This window comes from Afipia sp. GW822-FHT04G07, from assembly GCF_058800765.1.
In genome coordinates this window covers 1,403,927-1,423,232 of the sequence record NZ_JBXAMP010000001.1, presented here as the reverse complement: position 1 = coordinate 1,423,232, position 19,306 = coordinate 1,403,927, and the positions used below count along the sequence as shown (strand labels likewise).

18 protein-coding genes are annotated in these 19,306 nt (G+C 62.7%); 4 read left to right on the top strand and 14 right to left on the bottom strand.

The window, feature by feature from the left end:
- Nucleotides 1-120 precede the first annotated feature (120 nt).
- From AC1RKJ_RS07085 to AC1RKJ_RS07060, 6 genes are all read right to left on the bottom strand, one after another.
- Nucleotides 121-960, bottom strand: coding sequence for an ABC transporter ATP-binding protein (locus AC1RKJ_RS07085; RefSeq protein WP_492790363.1), 840 nt, complete (start codon nt 958-960; stop codon nt 121-123).
- Between the two features lie 160 nt (nt 961-1,120).
- Nucleotides 1,121-2,401: an ABC transporter substrate-binding protein gene (locus AC1RKJ_RS07080; protein WP_492790362.1), complete on the bottom strand. Its 1,281-nt coding sequence runs from the start codon at nt 2,399-2,401 to the stop codon at nt 1,121-1,123.
- Nucleotides 2,402-2,468: 67 nt separating this feature from the next.
- Complete coding sequence (locus AC1RKJ_RS07075; RefSeq protein ID WP_492790361.1) at nt 2,469-3,542, bottom strand: branched-chain amino acid ABC transporter permease; 1,074 nt, start codon at nt 3,540-3,542, stop codon at nt 2,469-2,471.
- A 2-nt stretch (nt 3,543-3,544) separates the two neighbouring features.
- A complete protein-coding gene (locus AC1RKJ_RS07070; RefSeq protein WP_492790360.1) occupies nt 3,545-4,438 on the bottom strand; it encodes a branched-chain amino acid ABC transporter permease in 894 nt (297 codons plus the stop codon).
- Nucleotides 4,435-6,366, bottom strand: a complete 1,932-nt coding sequence (locus AC1RKJ_RS07065; protein WP_492790359.1) for a long-chain fatty acid--CoA ligase — start codon at nt 6,364-6,366, stop codon at nt 4,435-4,437. The genes AC1RKJ_RS07070 and AC1RKJ_RS07065 overlap by 4 nt, the downstream gene beginning before the upstream one ends.
- Nucleotides 6,363-7,184: an ABC transporter ATP-binding protein gene (locus AC1RKJ_RS07060; protein WP_492790358.1), complete on the bottom strand. Its 822-nt coding sequence runs from the start codon at nt 7,182-7,184 to the stop codon at nt 6,363-6,365. The genes AC1RKJ_RS07065 and AC1RKJ_RS07060 overlap by 4 nt, the downstream gene beginning before the upstream one ends.
- Before the next feature lie 272 nt (nt 7,185-7,456).
- Between AC1RKJ_RS07060 and AC1RKJ_RS07055 the strand changes: the two genes are divergently transcribed.
- Complete coding sequence (locus tag AC1RKJ_RS07055) at nt 7,457-8,131, top strand: Crp/Fnr family transcriptional regulator (protein WP_492790357.1); 675 nt, start codon at nt 7,457-7,459, stop codon at nt 8,129-8,131.
- 37 nt (nt 8,132-8,168) lie between these two features.
- Here the strand turns inward: AC1RKJ_RS07055 and AC1RKJ_RS07050 are convergent, their stop codons facing one another.
- The 6 genes from AC1RKJ_RS07050 to AC1RKJ_RS07025 form a co-directional block, all read right to left on the bottom strand.
- The gene (locus tag AC1RKJ_RS07050) at nt 8,169-9,095 is read right to left on the bottom strand and encodes a cation diffusion facilitator family transporter (protein ID WP_492790356.1); all 927 of its coding nucleotides are present in this window, start codon (nt 9,093-9,095) and stop codon (nt 8,169-8,171) included.
- A gap of 52 nt (nt 9,096-9,147) precedes the next feature.
- A complete protein-coding gene (locus AC1RKJ_RS07045) occupies nt 9,148-9,843 on the bottom strand; it encodes an ABC transporter ATP-binding protein (protein WP_492790355.1) in 696 nt (231 codons plus the stop codon).
- Entirely contained in the window at nt 9,843-10,607 is a 765-nt protein-coding gene (locus AC1RKJ_RS07040; protein ID WP_492790354.1) for an ABC transporter ATP-binding protein, read from the bottom strand. Before AC1RKJ_RS07040 ends, AC1RKJ_RS07045 begins: the two co-directional genes overlap by 1 nt.
- Complete coding sequence (locus AC1RKJ_RS07035; protein WP_492790353.1) at nt 10,604-11,905, bottom strand: branched-chain amino acid ABC transporter permease; 1,302 nt, start codon at nt 11,903-11,905, stop codon at nt 10,604-10,606. Before AC1RKJ_RS07035 ends, AC1RKJ_RS07040 begins: the two co-directional genes overlap by 4 nt.
- On the bottom strand, nt 11,902-12,849 hold the full coding sequence (locus AC1RKJ_RS07030; protein WP_492790352.1) for a branched-chain amino acid ABC transporter permease: 948 nt from the start codon (nt 12,847-12,849) through the stop codon (nt 11,902-11,904). The genes AC1RKJ_RS07035 and AC1RKJ_RS07030 overlap by 4 nt, the downstream gene beginning before the upstream one ends.
- Nucleotides 12,850-12,931: 82 nt before the next feature.
- Nucleotides 12,932-14,164, bottom strand: coding sequence for a branched-chain amino acid ABC transporter substrate-binding protein (locus tag AC1RKJ_RS07025; protein WP_492790351.1), 1,233 nt, complete (start codon nt 14,162-14,164; stop codon nt 12,932-12,934).
- A 272-nt stretch (nt 14,165-14,436) separates the two neighbouring features.
- Between AC1RKJ_RS07025 and fcl the strand changes: the two genes are divergently transcribed.
- The gene (gene fcl, locus AC1RKJ_RS07020; protein ID WP_492790350.1) at nt 14,437-15,372 is read left to right on the top strand and encodes a GDP-L-fucose synthase; all 936 of its coding nucleotides are present in this window, start codon (nt 14,437-14,439) and stop codon (nt 15,370-15,372) included.
- A 26-nt stretch (nt 15,373-15,398) separates the two neighbouring features.
- Here fcl and AC1RKJ_RS07015 read toward each other — a convergent pair whose 3' ends face one another.
- Nucleotides 15,399-15,683 (bottom strand): DUF3551 domain-containing protein, encoded by a 285-nt coding sequence (locus tag AC1RKJ_RS07015; RefSeq protein ID WP_492790349.1) that lies wholly within the window; start codon nt 15,681-15,683, stop codon nt 15,399-15,401.
- A gap of 86 nt (nt 15,684-15,769) precedes the next feature.
- On the opposite strand from AC1RKJ_RS07015, the gene AC1RKJ_RS07010 reads away from it, so the two are divergent.
- The gene (locus tag AC1RKJ_RS07010) at nt 15,770-16,216 is read left to right on the top strand and encodes a DUF1810 domain-containing protein (RefSeq protein ID WP_492790348.1); all 447 of its coding nucleotides are present in this window, start codon (nt 15,770-15,772) and stop codon (nt 16,214-16,216) included.
- Between the two features lie 14 nt (nt 16,217-16,230).
- Complete coding sequence (locus tag AC1RKJ_RS07005; protein WP_492790347.1) at nt 16,231-16,686, top strand: secondary thiamine-phosphate synthase enzyme YjbQ; 456 nt, start codon at nt 16,231-16,233, stop codon at nt 16,684-16,686.
- Nucleotides 16,687-16,765: 79 nt separating this feature from the next.
- Here the strand turns inward: AC1RKJ_RS07005 and AC1RKJ_RS07000 are convergent, their stop codons facing one another.
- Complete coding sequence (locus tag AC1RKJ_RS07000; protein WP_492790346.1) at nt 16,766-19,231, bottom strand: CaiB/BaiF CoA-transferase family protein; 2,466 nt, start codon at nt 19,229-19,231, stop codon at nt 16,766-16,768.
- Nucleotides 19,232-19,306: the final 75 nt, after the last annotated feature.

The following is a 19,306-nucleotide window of genomic DNA, read 5'->3' as shown; positions in this document are numbered from 1 at the left end:
CGGTCCATTTATTCGTCATTGCGAGGAGCGAAGCGCCGAAGCAATCCAGTCTCTGCTTCAATTCTCATCGCGACTCGGTGTCGGCCATCCGTGGATTGCTTCGCCGCGCTCGCAATGACGTTACAGCCAGCGCTTGCGGCGTTTGAAGCTCTTGAGGTTCTTGAAGCTCTTGCGCTGATCGCCGGCGCCGCCGAGATAGAATTCCTTGACGTCTTCGTTGTCGCGCAGTTCGGCGGCGGTGCCGTCGAGCACAACCTTGCCTTGCTCCATGATGTAACCATGGCTCGCCACCGACAGCGCTGCGCGCGCATTCTGCTCGACGAGCAGGATGGTGACACCGAGGTCACGGTTGATCTGCTTGATGATGCCGAAAACTTCCTTGACCAGCAGCGGCGACAGACCCATCGACGGCTCGTCCATCAGGATCACTTTCGGGCGCGCCATCATGGCGCGGCCGATCGCCAGCATCTGCTGTTCGCCGCCGGAGAGATACCCGGCGAGGCCGGTGCGCTCCTTGAGGCGCGGGAAATACTTGTAGACCATGTCGATGTCGTCATCGACATTCTTGTCGCTGCGCGTAAAGGCGCCGAGCCGCAGATTTTCCAGCGACGTCATGTCCGAGATAATGCGGCGGCCTTCCATCACCTGAAAGATGCCGCGACGCACGATCTTGTCGGGATCGATGCCGTCGATGCGCTCGCCGTCGAATACGATTTCGCCGCGGGTGACTTCACCGTCCTCGGTCTTGAGCAGGCCGGAGATCGCCTTCAGCGTGGTCGACTTGCCCGCGCCGTTGGCGCCCAGCAGCGCGACGATTGCGCCCTTCGGCACGTCCATGCTCAGGCCGCGCAGCACGAGGATGACGTTGTCGTAAACCACCTCGATATTGCGCACGGCGAGCAGCGGCGCGGCAGTTGCTGCGGCGGCCGGTCGGGCATCTTGTTCAGCGGCTGTTTGCACGGTGGTCGTCCTGGGTTTTCTGAACCTCTCCCTGTTTACGGGGAGAGGTCGAAGCCTGAGCCTAGCGAAGGGTTCGGGTGAGGGGCGATGCTCCGAACCGGGAGTTGTGTGCCCCTCACCCCAACCCTCTCCCCGCAAAGCGGGGAGAGGGAGCAGGGTGTTACCAGCCGAGCCATTCGTTCTTGCGCGGCAGATCGACGGTCTTCACCTTCTCGAGCTTGACCGTGCCCGCCTTGACGAGATCAGCGACGGACGCATCGGTCGCGCCGGAGACCTTCATCCGGTAGATGTCGACCTTGAGCGTCGGACGGTGATCCTTGTCGGTCCAGGTCGAGGGATTGCAGACGCCTTCCATACCGGCCGGCACCCAATCCTTCTTCTGGTAGAAGCCCTTCTTGACGTTCTCGCCGACCGCGCCGCCGTTCTTGGCGGCCCATTCGACGGCTTCCTTCATGTACAGCGCGGTGCAGACGCCCGCGACGTAGTGCACCGGACGGTAAGCCGTGCCGGCCGCGTCGGACATCTTGGAGATCTCCTGGACCATCTTCATGCCGGGTGCGTTGCCGCCCCATGCCACAGCGGTGCGCAGCGGGAACACCACGCCATCGGCGGCGGTGCCGGCGGCCTTCGCGGCGTTCTCGTCCATGCCCCAGACGTTGCCCATGAACTGGACGTCGGTACCCGCGGCCTTACACGCGTTCAGCACCGAGATGTTGGAGCCGGCGGTGTTGCCGAGATAGGCGTAGTTCGCGCCCGAACTCTTCAGCGTGAGACACTGCGCGCTGTAGTCGCCGGGGGTGAGGGCGAACACAATCGCCGGAAGCACCTCGAAGCCGAGTTCGGCGGCGAGCGCCTCACCGGCTGCCTTCGGCGCGTTCGGATACGGATGGTTCGCACCCATGTGAACGTATTTCGGCTTGCCGGACTTGCCCTTGGACTTCCAGTCGTCCGCGGCCCACGTCAACATGCCGCGCAGCGCGTCCGAGTAGCTCGGGCCGTAGAAGAAGTTGTAAGGCGCGGGCTTGCCCTTGCCGCCGGCGCCGGTCGGGTCCGAAAGCGCCGCTGCGTAGGAGCCCGAGATGTCCGGAATCTTGTCTTCCGACAGGAAGCCGGTGAGGGCTTCGGTATCGGCGGTGCCCCATCCGAGAATGGCGGCGACCTTGTCGGAGCCGGACCATTTCTTGTACTGCGCGATGGCGCGCGGCACCTGATAGCCGTAGTCGACGGTGTCGACCTTCACCGGCTTGCCGTCGATGCCGCCGTTCTTGTTGACGTAGGCGAACGTGTCCGCGACGCCCTGGCCGAACGGCGTGCCGACGTCGGACGTCGCGCCGGAATAATCGGCCAGATGGCCGAGCGAGACTTGCGCCTGAGCGACGCCGGCCGTACTGCCGAGCAGCAGGGCGAGCGACGCCGTACTCAATAATTTCGTCATGGTCATAAGCGTAGTCCTCCGGTTTCCTCTTGAGATTTCTTGCGAGGTCTTCTTGTTTTGTCCCGTTCCGACCTCAATGCGAGAACGGGTAGAGTTTCCAGTAAGCCTTGATTTGCCGCCACCGGTGGGCAAGCCCGTCCGGCTCAAAAATCAGAAAGACGATAATGATGACGCCGATGGCCATCTCGCGCAAGAAAGCGATGTTGTTCTTGAGGCCGAGGGCTTGATCGATCGAGCTGCCGCTGAGTGCTGCGCTGATCCATTCCATCGATTCCGGCAGCAGGACCATGAACGCGGTGCCGAGCAGGGTGCCCATGATCGATCCGATGCCGCCGATGATGATCATGGCGAGGAAGATGATGGAGCGGTCGATGCCGAAGCCTTCGTTGGAGACCACCTGATTGTAATGCGCGTAAAGCGCGCCGCCGACGCCGGCGAAGAATGCCGCGAGGCCGAACGACAGCGTGCGGTATTTGGTGAGATTGATGCCCATGATCTCGGCGGAGAGATAGTGATCGCGCACCGCGACCAGCGCGCGTCCGTCGCGCGTCCGCATCAGGTTGGTGACGAACAGATAGCAGACGATCACGTAGGCCAGCACCACGTAGAAATATTGCCGGTCGCCGCGCAGCGTCTTGCCGAAGATCGAGAAGGCGTCCGCGTGCGCGGGCACGCTGCCGCCGGTGAACCATTCGGCGCGCGAGAAGAAGTCGAGCAGGATGAACTGCGCGGCCAGCGTGGCGATGGCCAGATAAAGTCCTTTCAGCCGCGCGGCGGGCAGGCCGAAGATCAGGCCGACGAGCGCGGTGACGAGACCGGAAAGCGGAATGGCGAAGAACACCGGAACGTGCAGCTTGCTCGACACATAGGCGGAGGTAAACGCGCCGAAGCCGAAGAACGCCGCGTGGCCTATGGAAATCTGGCCGGTGAAGCCGACCACGATGTTGAGGCCGAGCGCGGCGATGCCGAAAATGCCGATCTGGATCAGCAGGCTCAGCGCGTATTCGTTCAGCACATAAGGCGCGAAACAAATCAGCACGATACCGACGATCATCGCGTTGCGGCTGGTCGTGGTCGGAAACACAGTGGTGTCCGCCGCGTAAGTGGTGCGGTAATCGCCTGCGGGGAGAAGGGTGTGGCCAGCCATGATCAGATCCGCTCGATGTCTTTGGTGCCGAACAGGCCGTAAGGCTTGATCATGAGGATGATGATGAGCGCGTAGAATGGCGCGATCTCGAACAGGTTGCCCCAGTGCAGGTATTCGCTGTCGACAAAGTGCGCGAGATTCTCAAGCAGCCCGATGATGATGCCGCCGAGCACCGCGCCGCCGACGCTGTCGAGGCCGCCGAGGATCGCTGCCGGGAACACCTTGATGCCGTAGGCGGCGAGGCCCGCCGACACGCCGTTGACCACCGCGACGACGACGCCGGCCACTGCCGACACCGTTGCGGAAATCGCCCACGCCATCGCGAACACGCTCTTCACGGAGATCCCGAGCGATTGGGCGACCTGCTGGTTGAATGCGGTCGCGCGCATGGCGAGGCCGTACTTGGAAACCTTGAAGAACCACGCCATGCCGCCCATCATCGCCACCGACACCGCGAGGCTGAGGATGTAGACGGTCTGCACCTGCATCCCGAAGATATTGACGAGCTGGGTGTTGAAGATTTTCGGGAACGGCTGAAGGTTGACGCCGAACATCCATTTCATCAGCGCCGAGAACACCGTGGACAGCGCGATCGTCACCATGATGACGGAAATGATCGGCTCGCCGATCATCGGGCGCAGGATGATGAGCTGGATCAGGATGCCGAAGATGAACATGAAGACGAGCGTGATCGGCATACCGATCCAGAACGGCACCTGATACTTTGTCAGCAGGAACCAGCACACCCATGCGCCGATCAGCAGCAGTTCGCCCTGCGCGAAGTTGACCACCTGCGTGGCCTTGTAGATCAGCACGAACGACATCGCGACGACGCCATAAAGCGTGCCGACGACGAGGCCGTTGATCAGGAGCTGGATGAGAAGCTGGGTGTTCACTCTGCGGCCTCCGCCGTCTTGTGGCGCGTGCCGAGGTCGATCACCGGCAGCGTGCAGCGGATGCGCTGGGTGGTGCCGTCCTGGAAGCGGATCACGGTATCGATGTCGATGTCGGGCCTGTCGCCGTAGATGGCATTGATGATGTCGGCGTACTTCTCATTGATGACGGTGCGGCGGACTTTTCGCGTGCGCGTCAGTTCGCCGTCGTCGGCATCGAGTTCCTTGTACAGCAGCAGGAACTTGGAAATGCGCTGCGCGGGCGGCAGCGAGGCGTTGACGGCTTCGACTTCCTTGCGCAGCAGTTCATAGGTCTCGGGGCGCGAGGCGAGGTCGGTGTAGGTGGTGAAGGAAATCCGGTTCTTCTCCGCCCACTTCGAGACGATCGAGAAGCGGATGCAGATCATCGCCGCGAGGTAATCACGTCCGTCGCCCAGCACCACGGCCTCGGCGACGTAGGGCGAGAATTTCAGCTTGTTCTCGATGTATTGCGGCGAGAAGCGGTCGCCGCGCGCGGTCTGCGCCAGGTCCTTGATACGGTCGATCACCACAAGCTGCTTGGCCTTGTTGAAGTAGCCCGCATCGCCGGAATGCATCCAGCCGTCGCGCATGTCGACGGCGGTCGCGGCTTCGTTTTTGTAGTAGCCGGTGAACATGTTCGGATGACGCACGACGATCTCGCCGACGCCGTTGACGTCGGGGTCCACGATCTGGATCTCGATGGTTTCGCCCATCGGCACGCCGGTGGTGTCGGGATCGACGGCATCGGCCGGATGCAGGGTGAACGCGCCGAGCGTTTCGGTCTGGCCGTAGAGCGTGCGCAGCGGCACGCCCATGGCGCGGAAAAACTTGAACGTGTCCGGACCAAGTGCTGCGCCGCCGGTCGCTGCCGAGCGCAGCCGCGTAAACCCGAGACGGTCGCGCAGCGCGCGGAACACCAGCGTTTCCGCGACCACAGACTTCTTGCCCGCGTCAAGCGCCGAGAGCCCGGCCTTCATGCCGGTTTCATACAGGGTCTGTTTCATCGCCGAGGCGTCCATCACGCGGGCGCGGACGTCGGCGGCGATGGCTTCCCAGATCCGCGGCGCGAACAGCACGAATGTCGGCGCGATCTCGCGGAAGTCGTTCATCATGGTGTCGGACTGTTCGACGAAGTTCACCTTCATCCGGCTCAGCAGCCCTTTGCCGAGCGCGTAGACCTGCTCCATGATCCAGGGCAGCGGCAGCACCGAAACGTATTCGTCGTCCGGACCTTTGGGATCGAACGAGAGATAAGTCGCGCAGTGGCGCAGCACGCTGCCGGCGGTCAGCATCGCGAGCTTGGGGTTCGACGTGGTGCCCGATGTGGTGCAGAGAATGGCGACGTCGTCGCTCTTCGTCGCGTCCACGAGCTGGTCGTAAAACTGCGGCTCGCGGGCGGCGCGGTCGCGTCCCATCTTCGCCAGCACGTCGGCCTCGATCAGGCGCGGGTCGCTGTATTTGCGCATGCCGCGCGGATCGGAATAGACGATGTGTTTGAGATGCGGCGCGCGGTCGCCGAGTTCGAGCAGCTTGTCGACCTGTTCCTCGTCCTCGGCGAACACGATCTTGGTTTCGCCGTAGGTCAAAAGGTACAGCACTTCTTCGGGAAGCGATTCACGGTACATGCCGAGCGACATGCCGCCGATGGCGTGGGCCGCGATTTCAGCGGCGACCCAGTCCGGCCGGTTGTCGCCGATGATGCCGATGACATCGCCGCGCTTGATCCCAAGCTCAACCATGCCCAGCGTGAAATCACGGACGCGGTTCTGGTAGTCGTCCCAGGTGAAGACGCGCCAGAGACCGAAATCCTTTTCGCGCAGCGCGATGTCTTTGCCGTTGTCCCTGGCGTTCAGCCGCAGCATTTTCGGATAGGTGTCGGCCTGCGCGACGCGGCCTGTGTAATCCATCATGACGCGGCCTCCGCAACCGGGAGCGTGTCGTCGAGGGCATCGAGCACCTCGTCCTCCTCGCCGAGATAGGCCTTGCGCACATGCGGATCGTCCAGCACGTCGGCGGGCAGGCCTTCCGCGATCTTGCGGCCGAAATCCAGCACGGTGACGCGATGGGAAATGTCCATCACCACCCCCATGTCGTGCTCGATCATCATCACCGTCATCCCGTACTCTTCGTTGAGATCGACGATGTAGCGGGCCATGTCTTCCTTCTCCTCGAAGTTCATGCCGGCCATCGGCTCATCGAGAAGAATGAGTTTGGGTTCGAGCGCCATGGCGCGCGCGAGTTCGACGCGCTTGCGCAGGCCGTAGGAGAGGGTGCCGGCGGTCGCCTTGCGCACCGACTGGAGATCGAGGAAGTCGATGATCTCCTCGACCTTGCGGCGGTGCTCGAGTTCCTCGCGCCGCGCGCCGGTCAGCCAGTACAGCGAGCCGGTGATGAAATTGTTTTTCAGGAGGTGATGCCGGCCGACCATGATGTTGTCGAGCACGGTCATGTGGTGGAACAGCGCGAGATTCTGGAATGTGCGGCCGATGCCGAGTGCCGCGCGGGCATTGGGCTTGAGGCCGGTGATGTCGCGGCCCTGATAGAAAAGCTGTCCCTCGGTCGGGGTGTAGCGGCCGGATACGCAGTTGACGATCGAGGTCTTGCCGGCGCCGTTGGGGCCGATGATCGAGAACAACTCGCCTTCGTTGACGCCGAAGCTCACATCGGTCAGCGCGCGGACGCCGCCAAACCGCAGTGAGACTCCCCGTACCTCCAACGCGTACGACACTCAGTTCCTCCCAGATACGGCGCTTGGCGCGCTCTTTATCTATGGTTCGCTACCACGGCACCGATCCTACAACGGGCGGTCCGGGTAAGCCATTCTACTATTGATGTTTTGCGCCACACGACGGATGTGTCGCAGCCGTCCTTACGGCAAAGCGCGACATCAAAATGTCTTGCGCCTGACAATTCGTTGGGCAATTTCCACAAGTGCGCGGTATACCAAAGGACATTTGCCGCGCCGCAACATTGCGCGATGCGAGGGGCAGTCGAGACAGCATGGTTTCCGCGGAATATCTGAAGCGCATTGCGGTCTGGTCGCGCGGCCTGAACGAGCGGGAGATCGAAGTCGCGCGCGCCGGTGTGACGGAGAAGTCGTTCAGCACGAACGAATTCATCTGCATGCGCGGCGACCACTTCGAATACTGGATGGGCGTTGTCACGGGGCTGGTCCGGATCGGCACCGGCTCACGCGACGGCAAGGCCGTGAGCTTCACCGGCATGACCAACGGCGCATGGTTCGGCGAGGGAACCGTGCTCAAGAACGAAGCCCGCCGCTACGATGCCGTGGCGTTGCGCGACACGCGCCTCGCGCTGATGGACCGCGCGACGTTCTTCTGGCTGTTCGAGAACAGCGTCGGGTTCAACCGGTTCCTGGTGGGTCTGCTGAACGAGCGGCTCGGCCAGTTCATGGGTCTCGTCGAATACGGCCGGATGCTGGATGCGAAGGCGCGCCTCGCGCGCTCAATCGCGTCGCTGTTCAATCCGATCCTGTATCCGGATCATACGCGCCACCTGGACATCACGCAGGAAGAACTCGGCGCCATCTCCGGCATCTCCCGGCAGAACGCCAATCAGTGCCTCAAGACATTGGAGCAGGAAGGCCTGCTGCGTGTCGAATACGGCGGCGTGACGGTGATCGACCTGGAAAAATTGCGCGGATACGGAGAATAGGCGGAGCTGTCTCACCACGCATTCTTTCAGGCGCGTTTCACTCCGCCCATTCCTGATCGGTCGTAAAGACAATGGACAGCCAGCGGTCGGGCGTGTCGTTGCCGATGGCCTCGCCGATCTCGTCGCGGATCTTGTCCCATTCCTCAAGCCGCTTGGGCGGCAAGCCGGCGGGGACGATGAAGTAAAGCTCGATCTGCCGTCCGCGGCCGACGCGCGCGACATAGGCCCGGTAGGACAGGAATTGATAGCGCAGCACGATTTGCTGGGCGATGGCCTCGACGTGCTGCATGAGATCGGGCGGCGTGACCAAGAGCGCGTCGGCAAGCGCCTGACGCACGGTGCCGATCGGAATCGGAATCACAATCAGGCAGACGATCGCCAGCGCGGCCGGATCGATGTAGGGCGACATCCATTTCAGGCTGGTGCCCTGAATCATATAGCCGAAGATGAAGGCAACGAGCAGGGCGGCTGTCAGCCCCGCGGACATCATCCAGGCCTTTGCGTCCAGCGCCACGAAGTTGGATTTAATGGTCCGGTTGGCTCTTGCGTCGAAGATCGCCATGCCGATGGCGGCAAGCGTTATCACCACGGCGTAGATGATCGCCTGGTCGAAGGCGAGTTCGCGCCCTCCCGTCAGCAGGCTGCCAATTGCGTTGATCAATGCATAGATCGCGGCACCCATCAGCAGAATGCCGTTCAGTCCGAGAACCATCGGCTCCAGATGCCAGAAGCCCATGGTGAACTGTGCGATCAGTCTGGATTTGGAGCCGCCTTCGCGCGTCGATGCCGCGATCAGATTGGCGACGAGCAGGGCGAGGATCGTCATGACAGCGTCGATCAGCGCGTAGACGCCATCGAAAACAATCGCGTAGGACCCTGACAGAAGACCGAACAGAATTCCCAGCCCGGCCAGAACCAGGGTGACAACTATCGACAGGCGCAGAACGTTTTGTTCGGTCCGCATGTGTTATCCGACGGGTCTGCGATGTCATCCGGACATCACAGAACGGACGATATCACACCTCCAGCCATTCCTTGCGGATGGCGTCGTTGGCCTTGAGGTCGGCGGGCGTGCCCTCGAACACGATGCGGCCGTGGCCCATGACGTAGACCCTGTGCGAGATGCGCATCGCGATCGACAGCTTCTGCTCGACCAACAGGATCGAGACGCCTCGCCGGGCAATCTCGGCGATGAGATCGCCGACCTGCTGCACGATCAGAGGCGCGAGGCCCTCGGTCGGCTCGTCGATCATGACCAGTTCGGGATTTCCCATCAGCGTGCGGCAGATGGTCAGCATCTGCTTTTCGCCGCCCGACAGCACGCCGGCCGCCGTGTCGGCGCGTGCTTTCAGGTTCGGAAACATCTCCAGCATGTCGTCCAGCTTCCACTTGCCGGGATGCCGGGGGTCCTTGACGCCGAGCAGCAGGTTCTGCCGCACGGTCAGGCCGGGGAAGATGTCGCGATGCTCCGGAACGTAGCCGAGGCCGAGATGCGCGATCTTGTAGCTCGGCAGGCCGGCGATGTTCTGGCCCTTGAAATTGATGGTGCCGTGCGGCGGCACCTCGCCCATGATCGCCTTCACGGTGGTCGAGCGCCCGACGCCGTTGCGTCCGAGCAGGCTGACGACCTCGCCGGCGCCGATGGTCATATCGACACCCTGAAGGATGTGGCTTTTGCCGTAGTAGGCGTGCAGATCCTGAACGTCCAGCATCAGGCAGCTTCCTCGCCCAGATAGGCTTCCTTGACCTTCGGACTGTTGCGAATTTCTTCGGGCTTTCCGGAGGCGATGATATTTCCGTACACAAGAACCGAGATACGGTCGGCGAGGCCGAACACCACGCTCATGTCGTGCTCGACGATCAGCAGCGTCTTGCCGACGGTAAGGCGGCGGATCAGTTCGACCGCGCGCTCCGTCTCGGCGTGGCTCATGCCGGCGGTCGGTTCATCCAGCAGGATGACGTCGGCGCCGCCCGCGGTGGTGATGCCGATTTCAAGCGCGCGCTGTTCGGCGTAGGTCAGAAGGCCGGCGGGGACGTCGCGCCGCGAGGTCAGGCCGATGTCCTCCAGGATCTGCGCGGTGCGCTCGCGCACCTCCGGCAGCTTGTCGACGCTTTTCCAGAACGCGTATTTGTGTCCCGTCGCCCACAGCACGGCGCAGCGCAGGTTCTCCCACACCGTCATGTTGGCGAACACGTTGGTGACCTGAAACGAGCGCGACAGGCCGCGGCGGTTGATCTGATAGGGCGGCAGGCCCGAGATTTTCTCGCCGCGCATCAGCACCTCGCCGCTGGTCGGCGCCATATAGCCGCTGATGAGGTTGAACGTGGTCGACTTGCCGGCGCCGTTCGGGCCGATCAGCGCATGGCGTTCGCCCTGCGCGACCTTCAGGTTGAGGTCGCGGATCACCTTGGTGATGCCGAAACTCTTCTGGACGTCGCGGATTTCGATGGCGTCGGGCTTCACATCGGACATCATGCCCCCAGCTCCTTCGCGCGCGCTGCGGTCAGCGCTTCGTCCCAGGCCACGGCGACCCGCTTCCACGTCATGCGCGCAATGATGAAACCACCGACGACCAGGACCAGCGCAGCAATCCACGTTACCGGGCTTGCTGCATTGAAAGGAATGCCGAACGCCCTGACGTTCGGGTCCTCCATCGAATGCATCGTGTAGTGAACGACGGACTCGATGGCGAGCATCAGCCCGACCATCATCGCCAAGGTGGGGATCAGCGCCACGACATAGGACGGCAGAACCTTGCCCAGCGTACCGCCCCGGATCAGGGGACGATGCATCATCAGGAGCCCGGTGATGCCGCCGGGCGCGAACATCACGACCGCGATGAAGAACAGGCCGAAGTAAAGCTGCCACACGGTGGTCACGTCGCTCAGGCCGAGCGACAGGATCGTGACAAAGACCGCGCCGACGATCGGGCCGATGAAGAACCCGATGCCGCCGATATAGGCGGCGAACAGCACGGTGCCGGATTGCACCGCGCCGAGGTAGGCGGAGTTCGCGATCTCGAAGTTGATGGCGGCCAGCGAGCCGGCGATGCCCGCGAAGAAACCCGAGAAGCAGAACGCGAGGTAACGCACCACATGCGGATCGTAGCCGACGAACTGCACGCGCTCGGGATTGTCGCGCACGGCGTTGGACATGCGGCCGAGCGGGGTGCGGGTCAGCGCGTACATCGCGATCATGCTGATCAGCGTCCACGCCGCGACCAGATAGTAGATCTGGATCTGCGGGCCGAAGTTCCAGCCGAACACGCTCAGCAGCTTGGTGCGGTTCGCGGAGATGCCGGCTTCGCCGCCGAAGAATGTCCGCAGGATCAGCGCTGACGACGCGACGAGTTCGGCGACGCCCAGCGAGATCATCGCGAAGGCCGTGCCGCTTCTTTGTGTCGATACCCAGCCGAGCAGGATCGCAAACACAAGCCCGGTCAGGCCGCCGATCAGCGGCACGATGGCCAGCGGGATCGGCCACTTGTTGCCGCCGATGATATTGATGGCGTGGATCACGAGGAAGCCGCCGAGGCCGTAATAGACGGCGTGGCCGAACGACAGCATGCCGGTCTGGCCGAGCAGGATGTTGTAGGACAGCGCGAAGATGATCGAGATGCCGATCAGGCTGAACGTGGTGAGTGAGCCGCCGGAACTGAAAATCTTGGGCAGGATCAGCAGCGCAAGGCCGGCTGCAATCCAGAGCCCGTAGAATTTCAGATTCTCGGTGGCGGTCGGCGGCGGGGGCGCTACGCGTGCGGTGATGTCGCTCATGTGTCGCGCGTCCCCATAAGGCCCATCGGGCGGAAGGCGAGGATCAGCACGAGCAGCACGTAAGGCATGATCGGCGCGACCTGCGCGACGGTGACATTCCAGATGTCGGACAGCCATGTCGAGGCATAGGCCGGGCTGAGCGGGCCGAACACCTCGGATAGCGAGCCGTTCATCGACACCGCAAAGGTTTGCAGTAGGCCGATCAGCAGCGAGGCGATGAAGGCGCCCGACAGCGAGCCGAGCCCGCCGACCACAACGACCACGAACAGAATGGGTCCGAGCAGACCGGCCATGTTCGATTGCGTCACCAGCGCCGGGCCGGCGATTACGCCCGCCACCGCGGCGAGCGCGGTGCCGACGCCGAACACCATCATGAAGATGCGTCCGACATTGTGGCCGAGATGGCCGACCATGTGCGGATGGGTGAGGGCGGCCTGCACGATCATGCCGACGCGGGTTTTCTTCAGCGCAACCAGCAGGGCAAGGAAGATGCCGACCGAGACCAGCAGCATGAACATCTTGTAGGCGGGATAGTTGGTCGAGAAGATCGTGAACGCCGGAAAGTCGAGCAGGGGCGGCACGCGGAAATCCACCGGGCTCTTGCCCCAGATGATCTGCACGATTTCTTCAATGGCGAACGCGAGGCCGAAGGTGAACAGCAGTTCGGCGACGTGGCCGTTCCTGTGGACCTGCCGCAGGCCGTAGCGCTCGACACCGGCGCCGATCACGCCGGCGATCAGCGGAGCGATCAGCAGCGCGGGCCAGAACCCGAACCACCGGCTGATCTGGAATCCGAAAAATGCACCGAGCATGTAGAAGCTTGCATGCGCGAAGTTCAGTACGCCGAGCATACTGAAGATCACTGTCAGGCCGCTGGCCATCAGGAACAGCAGCATGCCGAACAGCACGCCGTTGAGCGTGGATATGACGATTAGCTCAAGCACGACCCCAGCACTCCCCCCGGATACATGAAGGTCACGCTCACCCCGGCCGGAGCCGGGATGAGCGCAATGGTAAAGCGGCCCGTTACGGGCGGGTCATCTTGCAGGTGGTCGGCAGAACGGTCTTGTCGGCATCGATCTTGGCGACGCCCTTCCAGCCCCAGCCGGTCTTTTCCTCGTCGAACGTTTCCTTGTTCTTCAGTTCGCCGAACTGCGCGATGTAGATCGGCTGGAAGAACTGGTGATCGTCCTTGCGCATGAAGCCCTTGCCGCCGTTGAACACTTCATAGTCCATGCCTTCGAGAGCGGCAGCGACCTTGACCGGCTCAAGCGACTTGGCCTTTTCGGCGGCGAGCGCGAACATCCGCATTTCGTTGACGGCGCGCGGATAGAACAGGCTGAAGCCGTACTTGTCGCGGAGCGCCTTTTCAAACGCCTTCGACGCATCATGCTCGATGTTCGGATAGCCTTCGGCGACCTGGAAGACCTGATCGTTCAGGTTGGCCTGCTTGATGGCGGTCGGGCCACCCGTGCCACCCGCGTAATAGGTGTACCAGTTGACCTTCAGACCGGAGTCGGCGGCTGCTTTCAGCAACAGCGCAAAGTCCTGGCCCCAGTTGCCGGTGATGACGCTGTCCGCGCCGGAGGCCTTGATCTTCGCGATATAGGGCGCGAAGTCGGTGACCTTCAGCAGCGGATGCTTCTCGTCGCCGACGATCTCGATGTCGGCGCGCTTCGCTTTCAGCATGGCGCGCGCGGTGGTGCGCACGGATTCGCCGAACGAATAGTCCTGATTGATCAAGTACACTTTCTTGATCGCCGGAACGCCCTTCATGTAGTTGGTGAGGGCTTCCATCTTGATGTCGGAGTTGGCGTCCCAGCGGAAGTGCGAGAAGCTGCACTTTTCGTTGGTGAGAACCGGATCGACCGCGGCGTAGTTGAAGAACAGCACTTCCTTGCCGGGATTGCGCTCGTTGTACTTGGTGATGAAGTCGGTGAGCGCGCCGGCAACCGCAGAGCCGTTGCCCTGGGTGATGTAGCGCACGCCGGCGTCGATCGCCTTCTGGGCCTGGATCAGGCTTTCCTGCGGATTGGTCTTGTTGTCGAGCGGCACGATCTCGACCTTCTTGCCGAGAATTCCGCCCTTGGCGTTCACTTCATCGGCCAGAAACTGAAACGTCTTGAGGCCGATTTCGCCGACGCTGGCGCCGCCGCCCGAAAGCGGGTCGATATAGCCGATTTTGACGGTCTCCTGAGCCAGTGCGGTCCCGCCCAACAGCGGAAGCATCACAGCGGCAGCAAAAATAGATTTACGCATTCTTCTCTCCCTGAATTAGTGACGGCTTTTTTGAGGGATTGCGCATGTTCTGAACGCATCCCAGCCATTCAGTTGCGGATTGTGGGCCAAGGGATCGGGACTCGCAAGCCCGGTCTTGAGCGGCCGGGGGGAATGCTTAATGTGCGGCCACAACAGCGAACGCTATGAAATTGCGAAAAGAACAGGCATGGATCGTTTTGCGTATCGGATTACGAGAAATTCATCCGGGGCGATCAGCGGACGGGGACAGCGCGTGATTTCCAAAGGCCGCCATGCCGTTTGATCTGAAAGGTAAGCGGGTCTTTGTCGCCGGTCATCGGGGGATGGTCGGCAGCGCCCTGGTACGGCGTCTTGCCCGCGAGGACGTCGAGGTGCTGACAGTTTCGCGCAGCGAAACAGATTTGGGCGATCAGGCTGCGACCAACCGCTGGTTCGCCGCGAACCGTCCACAGGTTGTTTTCCACGCCGCCGCGAAGGTCGGCGGTATTGTCGCCAACAACACGCTGCGGGCGGAATTCATCTACGACAACCTGATGATCGCGGCCAACGTGATCCACGCGGCGCATGTCAACGGCGCCGAAAAGCTGCTGTTTCTCGGGTCGTCCTGCATCTATCCGAAACTCGCCCCGCAGCCGCTGCGCGAGGATTCGCTGCTGACGGACACGCTGGAGCCGACCAACGAGCCTTATGCGATTGCCAAGATCGCGGGCGTCAAGATGGCGGAGGCCTACCGCAGCCAGTACGGCAGCGACTTCATCAGCATCATGCCGACCAACCTCTATGGCCCCGGCGACAACTACCATCCCGAATACAGCCATGTGGTTGCGGCCCTGATCCGGCGCTTTCACGAGGCGAAGCAGACCGGCGCGCGCGAGGTCGTGGTCTGGGGCACCGGGACGCCGCGCCGCGAGTTTCTTTATGTGGACGACATGGCGGACGCGTCCGTCCATTTGATGAAGACCTATTCCGAGAGCGGTCTCATCAATGTCGGCACCGGCGAGGACATTACCATCGCCGAGTTCGCGAAGGTGGTGGCGAAGACCGTGGGCTATACCGGCGAGATCGTCTTCGATCGCACCAAGCCGGACGGCACGCCGCGCAAGCTGCTCGATGTCGGCAAGCTCGCGGCAACCGGATGGCGCGCGCGCACCTCGCTCGACGATGGCATCAAGCTGGCGTATGCGGCGTTTCTCAAGGAACAGCCATAACGGCTGCTGAACCAGATCTCCCGGATCTATTGCGACGACGCCGGATTTTTGCGGCCCTGCCTGGCGTTCGCTGCGCGCGGGTTGCGGTAGCATTCGGCATAGACCGCGGCGCCCGATTCCTTGCACGCCTTGTAGGACGCAAACATGCAGTCGCCGGGTCGGCTGATATCGCCCTTCGTCCGGATGCAGAACGCCTTGTCATCGGCCGACGTCGATGAAGGCGAGGTCGCGCCGACAAGCGGTGTGGCGAGCCCGGCGGCAGGCGCGGCCAGACCGGCGATGGAGACCAGGAATGCGAACATGAGCTTCATGGGGACCTCCTTGATCGAACGAATAAACCCTGCCGGGAGGTCAAGGTTCCGCGATATCCTCACGTATCCGGCGCGGAACGGGCGTCATGCCCCATCGTTGGCTGCTCATGACGACAAACGACACCTACGACCTTCAGCGATTTGTCCATGCGCAAGAGCATGTCTATCCGCGCGTGCTGTCGGAACTTCGGGCGGGACGGAAATCGAGCCACTGGATGTGGTTCATTTTTCCACAGATCGCGGGCCTTGGGGCGAGTGCAATGTCGCAGCGATATGCGATCGGCTCGCGTCTTGAGGCCGAGGCCTATCTCGAGCATCCGGTGCTCGGGCCACGGCTGCGCGAATGCACGCAACTGGTGACCGCGGTCGATGGCAGGACGATCACCGGCATTCTCGGCTCGCCCGACGACATGAAATTCAGGTCGTCGATGACGCTGTTTGCAAAGGTCGCATCCGACAATGCTGACTTTGTCGCTGCTCTCAAAAAATACCATGACGGCGAATTCGACGGCGCGACAATGGCCCGGCTTTGAGCGACAGTGAGATCATGAAACAGGGCCGTATTCTTTCGACCGGCGTTGAAACCATCGCCACCTCGGTGCTCACCGTGCCGACAAAGGGCGAAGGCTTTATCGACATCACGAACGAGGTCGCGCGGTTCCTGGAGCAAACAGGCGGCGAGACCGGCGTCGTCAGTTTGTTTATCCGGCACACCTCGGCCTCGCTGACCATTCAGGAGAACGCCGACCCGGATGTGCTGGCGGACCTGATCACGTCGTTGCGGCGGTTGGCCCCTGCCGACGGCGGCTGGCGTCATACGGTCGAAGGTCCGGACGACATGCCGGCGCATATCAAAACCATGCTGACCTGCACCAGCCAGCAAATTCCGGTCATCGATGGGGCGCTCGCGCTCGGCACCTGGCAGGCGATCTATATGATTGAACACAGGACCCGGCCGCACAGCCGCGAGGTTGTGATGCAGTTTATGGGGAGCAAAAGTTAGCAGGGCTGCGTCAGGGCAGAATGCGCTCCCTCGCCCCGCTTGCGGGGAGAGGTCATGCACGCACACCCGGTATTCTGTGTTACCCCGCCGCGCTCGCGGTCTTGCCGTCGGTCTTTTTCTTTTTCGGCTTCGGCAATGTCGCGACAGTGCCGATCACTTCGCTGCGTTCCAGTTCGGCAATCTCGGCGTCGCTCAGTCCCAGCAGTTCGCGCAGCACTTCATGATTGTGCTGGCCGAGCGTCGGTGCGAGATGCGTGATGGCGTAAGGCAGTTCGCTGTCGCCTTCGCGATACGCCACCGACGGCAGCAGATGCGGCCCCATGAACGGCCGGTCGCTCGGCTGCCAGTGGCCGGTTTTCAGCAGGTGCGGATCGTTAGCGAGATCCTGCGGCAGCTTGGCGATGCCGGCGGCGATGCCGGCCTTCTGCAACGTCACCATCGCAATGTCGGGGCGCACGTCGGCAAGCCATTGCCGGATCGCAACCTCGATGCGGTCCTCGTGCGCGCGCCGGCCTTCGACGGTGCCAAGTTCGGCATCAGCCGCGAGGTCCGCCCGCCGCATGACGCCGCACAGCGCGCGCCACTCGTCGTCGGTTCGCACCGCAAGCGTGATCCATTGATCGATGCCGAGCGTCGGGAAGCAGCCGTTCGGCACGTGCTGCGGATGGCGGTTGCCGATGCGCGGGCTGGTTTTGCCGGTGGCCGATTGTTCGAGGATTGAGGGCGCGACCATCGGCAACATGCATTCGACCTGGCTGAGATCGATGTGCTGGCCTTCGCCGGTGTTGCGCTGGTGCATGAAGCCAAGCAGCAGCGCCGCCGCGCCGTTGAGGCCGCCGATCGGATCGCCGAGCGCGGCGTGCAGCATGGTTGGCGGATCGTCCGGACCGCCGGTGACGGAAGGAAGCCCCGACGCCTGTTCGAGCGTCGAGCCATAGGCGCGCACGCCGCTCCATTTGCCGGTCATGCCGAACGCGGGCATCGTCACCACCACAAGGCGCGGATTGATTTTCAACAGCGTCTCAAAGCCGAGGCCGAGACGCGGCATCACGTCGGCGGCGTAATTGTCGATCACGGCATCGGCGTCCTGCATCAGCCGCTTCAGCAGCGTGAGGCCCGCGTCCGAGGTGAGGTCCAGCGTGATGCCGCGCTTGTTGCGGTTGTTCATCTGGAACCAGTACGTCTTCTCGTAGGTCCGCTCCTCGTGATAGGGCGGCCGCGTGTCGGTGCCGCGAAACCAGTCCGGATACTGGCAGGACTCGACTTTAATGACATCCGCGCCGAGATCGCCCATCTGGCGCGTCGCGGTCGGTCCGGCCCAGCCCATGGTGAGGTCGATGATGCGCAGGCCTTTCAGCGGCAGCGCATCCGCCGGCGTCGCGGCGCGCGTTGCTTTTCGCCTGTGCGCGGGCAGGGCGGTTGTGTCGTCCGCACCGGCGAGCGGTGCGCGCCCGTTGGCTTTTGGCCGCGCGCGCGTGAGATGCTGCGGCAGCACCGGACCTTCGAAGCTCGCGTCGTCGATGCTTACGGGACCGAACGCGCCGCGGCTGCGATGCACCTCCTGCGCAAGCAGTTCTTCCATGTCCGGCACGATGGCGAGCGGCAGCCGCAATTCGATGCCGCGCTCGAACCATTCCATCGCGGTGCGCTTCAGCAGCGCCGGCGTGATGATCGCCTTCAACTGATCGGCATGATGAAAGCGGCCAATGGTGGTGTTGTAGACCGGATCGGCGGCGAGATCCGGCATGTCGAGCAGGGTGCAGAACGCCGTCCACTGCGCGGGCGTGACCACGGTGACGCCGAGCCAGCCGTGCCGGGTTTGAAAGTTTCCGCTCGGATAGCCGCGCCCGAAACGGTTGATGCCGGCGCGCGGGCGCGTGAAACCGGCCTCCAGCGCCAATCCCGTATCGAACTCGCTGATGTGCAGCAGTGCTTCGAGATCGTTCACCGCGAACCGCCGCGCGCCGTGCGCGTGTCCGTACAGGCCTGCGAGACTTGGAATGAACGCGGTCAGTCCGCCGACCACGCCGATCTGGCCGTCGCGCGGCAACACCGGCGGCCCTTCGACGGCGCCGACCAGTTTCACCAGTCCTGCAAGGCTGCGGCATACGGAATCGGTCGCTTGATAGTTGCGATAGGGGCCATGTTCGCCGAACCACGACAGCGCGGTGATCGCCAGGCCCGGATCGTTCGCGCGTAAGAGATCATGCGAAATCCGTGATGCTTTCACGTCGTCGGGATGCCGCGCGTCGAGCAGCAGGTCGGCGGTGGCGAGCAGCGCGAGAATTCTGTCCGCGTCCGCAGGCGTCTCCGGATCGGCCAGAATACTTTTCTTGTTGGTGTTGAGCCATGCGAAGTTAAGGCTCTCGCGCTGTCCGGAGCCCACATCGGCCAGCGGCGGAATGCGGCGGCCGGGATCGCCGCCTTGCGGTTCGATCTTGATGACCTCCGCGCCGAAATCCGCGAACAGCTTGCCGCAATAGCCGAGCGTGTCGCCCGATCCGAGTTCGACCACGCGCAACCCTGACAGCGGCAAGTTCGGCATGAGCGCTCCGCTTTTCTTATTTGCAGCGCACAACATTCATGTGCGTGCGCGGCGGTTGTCTTAGCAAGGACCACC

Coding starts and splice junctions, on each gene's coding strand:
- AC1RKJ_RS07080 (WP_492790362.1), bottom strand. CDS start 2,401: ATGACCATGACGAAATTATTGAGTACGGCGTCGCTCGCCCTGCTGCTC.
- AC1RKJ_RS07075 (WP_492790361.1), bottom strand. CDS start 3,542: ATGGCTGGCCACACCCTTCTCCCCGCAGGCGATTACCGCACCACTTAC.
- AC1RKJ_RS07065 (WP_492790359.1), bottom strand. CDS start 6,366: ATGATGGATTACACAGGCCGCGTCGCGCAGGCCGACACCTATCCGAAA.
- AC1RKJ_RS07055 (WP_492790357.1), top strand. CDS start 7,457: ATGGTTTCCGCGGAATATCTGAAGCGCATTGCGGTCTGGTCGCGCGGC.
- AC1RKJ_RS07050 (WP_492790356.1), bottom strand. CDS start 9,095: ATGCGGACCGAACAAAACGTTCTGCGCCTGTCGATAGTTGTCACCCTG.
- AC1RKJ_RS07045 (WP_492790355.1), bottom strand. CDS start 9,843: ATGCTGGACGTTCAGGATCTGCACGCCTACTACGGCAAAAGCCACATC.
- AC1RKJ_RS07040 (WP_492790354.1), bottom strand. CDS start 10,607: ATGATGTCCGATGTGAAGCCCGACGCCATCGAAATCCGCGACGTCCAG.
- AC1RKJ_RS07035 (WP_492790353.1), bottom strand. CDS start 11,905: ATGAGCGACATCACCGCACGCGTAGCGCCCCCGCCGCCGACCGCCACC.
- AC1RKJ_RS07025 (WP_492790351.1), bottom strand. CDS start 14,164: ATGCGTAAATCTATTTTTGCTGCCGCTGTGATGCTTCCGCTGTTGGGC.
- fcl (WP_492790350.1), top strand. CDS start 14,437: ATGCCGTTTGATCTGAAAGGTAAGCGGGTCTTTGTCGCCGGTCATCGG.
- AC1RKJ_RS07015 (WP_492790349.1), bottom strand. CDS start 15,683: ATGAAGCTCATGTTCGCATTCCTGGTCTCCATCGCCGGTCTGGCCGCG.
- AC1RKJ_RS07010 (WP_492790348.1), top strand. CDS start 15,770: ATGCCCCATCGTTGGCTGCTCATGACGACAAACGACACCTACGACCTT.
- AC1RKJ_RS07005 (WP_492790347.1), top strand. CDS start 16,231: ATGAAACAGGGCCGTATTCTTTCGACCGGCGTTGAAACCATCGCCACC.
- AC1RKJ_RS07000 (WP_492790346.1), bottom strand. CDS start 19,231: ATGCCGAACTTGCCGCTGTCAGGGTTGCGCGTGGTCGAACTCGGATCG.